This window comes from Nocardia sp. NPDC058497, assembly GCF_042720195.1.
Lineage (GTDB): Bacteria > Actinomycetota > Actinomycetes > Mycobacteriales > Mycobacteriaceae > Nocardia.
Genome location: NZ_JBHXMY010000451.1, coordinates 1 through 4,969, shown reverse-complemented (window position 1 = coordinate 4,969; position 4,969 = coordinate 1). Strand labels below are relative to the sequence as shown.

Sequence of the window (4,969 nt, the reverse complement as noted above, 5' to 3'; positions counted from 1 at the left end):
CGAGAATCGCCCGCGCCGCCGTGGGGGGGGCCCGCCCGGGGGGGGGGGTGTTACGGGCGGCGGGTGCCCGCCGGGGTCGAAGGCGCGCCGCCCGCGATCGACGGGTCCGCGGCGCTCGGCTACTTGTGGATGGGCGTGTGCGGTGGCCTGCTCGCCTACGTCGTGTGGTTCCGGGGTCTGGGAAGCCTGCCGGTTACCTCGGTCGCCGTGCTCCTGCTGCTTTCCCCACTGGTCGCCGCGGTGCTCGGCGCCGTCCTCCTCGGCCAATGGCTCGGTCCGATCCAGCTCGCCGGGTTCGGCCTCGCTCTGGCCGCCATCGTCGCGGGCCAGCTTCCCGAAAAAGCGCCGTCGGCACGGCCCTCGACCTCGAAAACCTCGTCGGCCGCGGAGATTTCACCGTCGGCTACCGAGCCGGCTTAGAGAGAAGGATGAGATGAAGCGAGTTCTCGCGACCGCGGCTGCGCTGGCCGGTGTCGCCGCGACCGTGCTGATGCCATCGCACCGGGCAACCGCCGACAGCCCACTGTTCCCCACGACCATCGCGCTGCCCGCCGGCTTCCAAGCGGAGGGCATCGCCATCGGATCGCTCCCGATCGCCTATTTCGGTTCCATGGCAGACGGTTCCATCTACCGCGCGAACCTGGTGACCGGCCACGGCGACCTGCTGACCCGCGGCCCCGGCACCCCGGCCCTGGGCCTGAAGCTCGACGACCGCGGCCGGCTCTTTGTCGCGGGCGGCACCGCCGGCGACTTCCGCGTCATCGACGCCTGGACCGGCGCGACCCTGGCGACCTACCAATTCGCCACCGGCCCACAGACATTCGTCAACGACGTCGTCCTCACCCCGGAAGGTGCGTGGATCACCGACTCCTTCACCCCCGTCCTGTACCACCTGCCGATCGCCCCCGACGGCGCACTCCCGCCACCCGACGCGGTGGTCCGCATCCCCCTCACCGGCGACATCGCCTACCTACCAGGAGCTTTCAACGCCAACGGCATCGTCCGCACCCCAGACGGCACCGCACTTTTGATCGTCCAGTCGGCCACCGGTCACCTGTTCCGAGTCGATCCCACCACCGGATTCACACGCCAGGTCGACCTCGGTGGCGAATCCCTCACCGACGGCGACGGATTACTCCTCCAGAACACCACCCTGTTCGCAGTCCAGAACCGCCACAACGCAATCGCGATGATCACCCTCGACCCCGCAGGAACCGTCGGCACACTGGAACGCCGAATCACCGACCCGCGCTTCGACGTCCCCGCCACCATCGCCCCCTACGCCGACCGCCTTTACCTCCCGAACGCCCGCTTCGACACGACTCCCACCCCGGCGACTCCCTACTGGGCGGTGGCCGTCGACCGGCCGCGCTGATTACGGCAACTCGATGATCCGCGGGCGGCACCGACAGCCGAGGCGCCGGCGCGCACCGTGGGTTTCGATCGGGGGGTCGAGACGTGCGTTCGGCGGTGTCAGCGCGTGCCTGCGCGCAATACCACCTTGCCGTTGCGGCCGGGGGTTTCCGACAGGACGGCCGCGTCGGCGGCGCCGTCGAGCGGGAATTCCGCCTGGACGTCCAGGCGGAGCGTGCCGTCGGCGGCGCGGCCGACGAGTTCGTGTACGAGGCGGACGTAGTCGGCGTGGTCGATCTCGGCGCTGCGCTGCTGACCCCAGAAGCCTTTGACCACAGCCTGTTTGAAGATGACGGCGCCGGTGTCGATGATCAGCGGCTGACCCGACAGCGCGCCGAAGGAGACCAGTTCGCCGCGCGGGGCGAGCAGCGACATCAGCGCACCCGCCGCCTGCCCGCTGACCTGGTCGACGGCCCGCACGATCGGCTCGCCGTTGGTGACCGAGGCCGCCCGCGCCGCCCAGCCCTCGACCTCGGTGTCGATCACCGGCCCGTAGCCGATCTGCTCCATCGCCCGCAGCGATCCGGGCCCGCGAACCAGGCTCAGCACGTGCACGCCCCGCTGCTGCGCGAACAGGTTCACCAGGCGGCCGACCGCGCCGTTGGCGGCGTTGACCGTGATCCACTGTCCCGGCTGCACCCGCAGATCGTCGAGCAGCATCAGCGAGCTCAGCGGCATGGCCAGCAGCTGGCAGGCGGTCTCGTCGGACACTGTCGGCGGCATCGGGACCACTTGCTCGGCGCGGGCGAGGAAGAAATCCGCCCACGTCGCGCGGGCGCCCGCGACCGCGACCCGCTGCCCGACCGGGATCCCGGCGCCCGGCCCGATCGCGTCGACGACACCGACCGCCTCGGTGCCGGGGATCGCGGGCAGCGGCGGCCGGTAGCCGTAGACGCCGCGGACGATGGCGAGGTCGTGGTTGTGGATCGGTGACAGTGTCATCGCGATCCGCACCTCACCCGGCCCCGGCGCGGGCGGCGGCACCTCCTGCGCGGTGAGCACGTCCTTCGGTTCGCCGAACCGGTCGATGACAACTGCCTGCATGTCCGCCTCCGTGGTGGTTGCGAGTCCTGCACGAGCCTGGTCACATTGTCGCACCGCGGCCGAGCGGGACCGGTCAGGCCAGGGGCGTCTCGTGCACCGTGTGCCAGCGCAGCCCGTCGGGGCCGTCGGTGACGAGGACGGCGGTGACCCGGCGGGCGGTGGCGGTGTCGCCGAGGAGGTGGCGTTCGAGGAAGCGGATCACCACCGTGGTGCCGTCGTCGAGGAGGGTGTCGACTTCGGTGATCTCGATCGTCAGGCCCGGTTGCGCATTGCGGGCGCCGCGCAGGCCGGTCAGCAGGTCGTCCCTGGCGACCACCTCGCCCGCGGTGGTGACCATGGTGAATGCCGGATGCTGGGCGGCGGCGAAGCGGTCGAAGACCTCGGTGGGGGCGGCCGTGCCCAGCCACCGCGCCAGGTCGGCATGCAGGGTTTCGACGGCGGTCAGCACATCAGGGGCGGGGTGAGACATGCCCGAAGTCTAGGTGGCAGACGCCGGCCCAGCCCGGCGACGGGAAGTCAATACGCCGCAGGGTTGATGAGTGTGGACGGCGGCATCACAGGGAAATAGCCCGCGCGGTGGACGAAGTGGACCTGCCGGTAGGCCTACGCTCACCCCATGGCAGAGGCACTCGGAACACGTTCGCCCGCAGCGGCTTCCGGTCGGCGGATCGCCGAGGTCGACATCCTGCGCGGGTTCGCCCTGTTCGGGATCCTGATCACCAACGTGATCGTGGCGACGACCCTGTGGTCGGCGGTCGGCACCAAGGACAAACCGGTGTCGCTGTTCGACGGCACCGTCGATCAGCTGGTGCGCGCCACCGTCGACGGGCTGTTCACCGGCCGGTTCTACCTGCTGTTCGCGTTCCTTTTCGGCTACTCGTTCACCCTCCAGATCGCGGCCGCCGAACGGGCGGGCGCCGCACCGGCCCGGCGGTTGCTGCGCCGCTGCGCCGCGCTGATGGCGATCGGGCTCGTGCACGTGTATTTGCTGTGGATCGGCGACATCCTCACGCTGTACGCGTTCCTGTGCCTGCACCTGATCCTGCTGCGCAAGCTGCGGCCGCGCACCGCGGTGATCACCGCGGTGGTGCTGTACTCGGTGTGGTCGGTGTGGAGTTTCCTGCCCGGTGAGACGAGCATTCTCGGACTGGGCGAGTTCCTGGACCTGCCGAAACTGTCCGCCGACTACACGGGCGGCTTCGCGAGCACGTTCGCCGCGCAGACGTCCATCGCGCCGCTGTTCCTGCTGTTCATCTGGTTCGCCCAGGGCATCCCGAGCCTGGCCATGTTCCTGCTCGGCATGGCGGCGGGCAAGCGGAACCTGTTCGAAGATCCGGACACCCAGCGCCGCTGGTCCACCCGTGCGATGGTCATCGGCTTCGGGCTCGGCCTGCCGATCTCCGCGCTGACCTTCGCCGACATCATGAACTGGTGGAACGCGCCCGCCCTGATCCACGGCCTGCAGTACCTCGTCGCCCCGGCCATGACCTTCGCCTACGTCGCCGTCGTCGTCCGGCTCGCCCAGTCGGCCCGCACCGTCCGCTTCGCCGCCCTGCTCGCCCCGGCGGGCCGGATGGCGGCCTCGAACTACATCGGCCAGTCGATCGTGCTCATGGTCGTCTACACCGGGTACGGGTTCGCCCTGGCCGACAAGGTCCCGCCGCTCGGTGTCGTCGCCATTGGGCTGGTCACCTTCGCCGCCCAGCTCGCGATCAGCGCGTGGTGGTTGCGCGGGCACCCGTACGGTCCGGTGGAATGGGTGCTGCGCGCGGCGACCTACCTGCAGATCCCGGCGTGGCGGCGGCCTGCCGAAATCGCTGCGGCACACACCAAGTGAGTGCCGGCCGCGATCGGCTGGTAGCCGGACTTGTCCTGGACTGGACGGGATGGCGGGGAGTCAGGACGCCGGCAACCCGCCCGGGTGCAACGCCTTCGCAGTAGGGAATCCGAAGTGTGGGTGCGGTATTCGGTCAGGCAGTGGTACCGGGAGCCTGCGGGCGGTGGAATTCGGCGCGCCAGCGGTGGCGGCTGGGTGCGTCGGGGCGGGGGAGGCTTTCGATGCGGATCGGGGTGAGGTCGGGGGCCGCGAAGGCATCGATGTCGGCGGCGGTGAGCGGCCACGGCGGGCCGGCGGCCGGGGCGGTGGCAATGTCGGCGATGACCAGGAGGGTGGCGTCGGGGGCGAGGAGGTTCTGGATGCTCGTGATGGCGGAGCGGCGGACCTCGGGTGGTAGCGATTGGACCGTGATCGACTCGATGACCAGGTCGAAGGCGCCGAGCCAGGCGGCGGGTGGGTGGAGCAGGTCGGCGACCTTGTAGGTGACCGGGGATTGCGGGAAGCGGGTTCGGGCGCCGCGGATCGCGGTGGGGGAGATGTCGAAGGCGGTGGTTCGAATGCCCTGGGCGGCAACGAATTCGGCATCGGTGCCGTAGCCGCAGCCGATGACGAGGCCGCGGGCGCCCTGGGGGATCGATCTGGCGGTCAGCCCGTCGACCCGGTGCGGAGTCGGTT

General features: G+C 70.4%; 6 protein-coding genes. 3 read left to right on the top strand and 3 right to left on the bottom strand.

All coding sequences use genetic code 11. The annotated features are described in order from the left end of the window. The coding region (locus ACFWPJ_RS24545) for an EamA family transporter (RefSeq protein ID WP_378854735.1) at window positions 1-420 on the top strand (420 nt) is incomplete at its 5' end. A 13-nt stretch (window positions 421-433) separates the two neighbouring features. Further along, window positions 434-1,375 carry an SMP-30/gluconolactonase/LRE family protein gene (locus tag ACFWPJ_RS24540; RefSeq protein ID WP_378854734.1) on the top strand — a complete coding sequence of 314 codons (942 nt, stop codon included), beginning with the start codon at window positions 434-436 and terminating at the stop codon, window positions 1,373-1,375. Between the two features lie 98 nt (window positions 1,376-1,473). Here the strand turns inward: ACFWPJ_RS24540 and ACFWPJ_RS24535 are convergent, their stop codons facing one another. Beyond that, window positions 1,474-2,457 carry a zinc-binding dehydrogenase gene (locus tag ACFWPJ_RS24535; RefSeq protein WP_378854733.1) on the bottom strand — a complete coding sequence of 328 codons (984 nt, stop codon included), beginning with the start codon at window positions 2,455-2,457 and terminating at the stop codon, window positions 1,474-1,476. Window positions 2,458-2,530: 73 nt separating this feature from the next. Continuing rightward, window positions 2,531-2,926: a hypothetical protein gene (locus tag ACFWPJ_RS24530; RefSeq protein WP_378854732.1), complete on the bottom strand. Its 396-nt coding sequence runs from the start codon at window positions 2,924-2,926 to the stop codon at window positions 2,531-2,533. A 147-nt stretch (window positions 2,927-3,073) separates the two neighbouring features. Here ACFWPJ_RS24530 and ACFWPJ_RS24525 point away from each other — a divergent pair, with 147 nt between their 5' ends. After that, window positions 3,074-4,294 (top strand): DUF418 domain-containing protein, encoded by a 1,221-nt coding sequence (locus ACFWPJ_RS24525; protein ID WP_378854731.1) that lies wholly within the window; start codon window positions 3,074-3,076, stop codon window positions 4,292-4,294. 133 nt (window positions 4,295-4,427) lie between these two features. Here the strand turns inward: ACFWPJ_RS24525 and ACFWPJ_RS24520 are convergent. Further along, a partial coding sequence (locus tag ACFWPJ_RS24520; RefSeq protein WP_378854730.1) for a class I SAM-dependent methyltransferase occupies window positions 4,428-4,969 on the bottom strand: 542 nt, incomplete at its 5' end.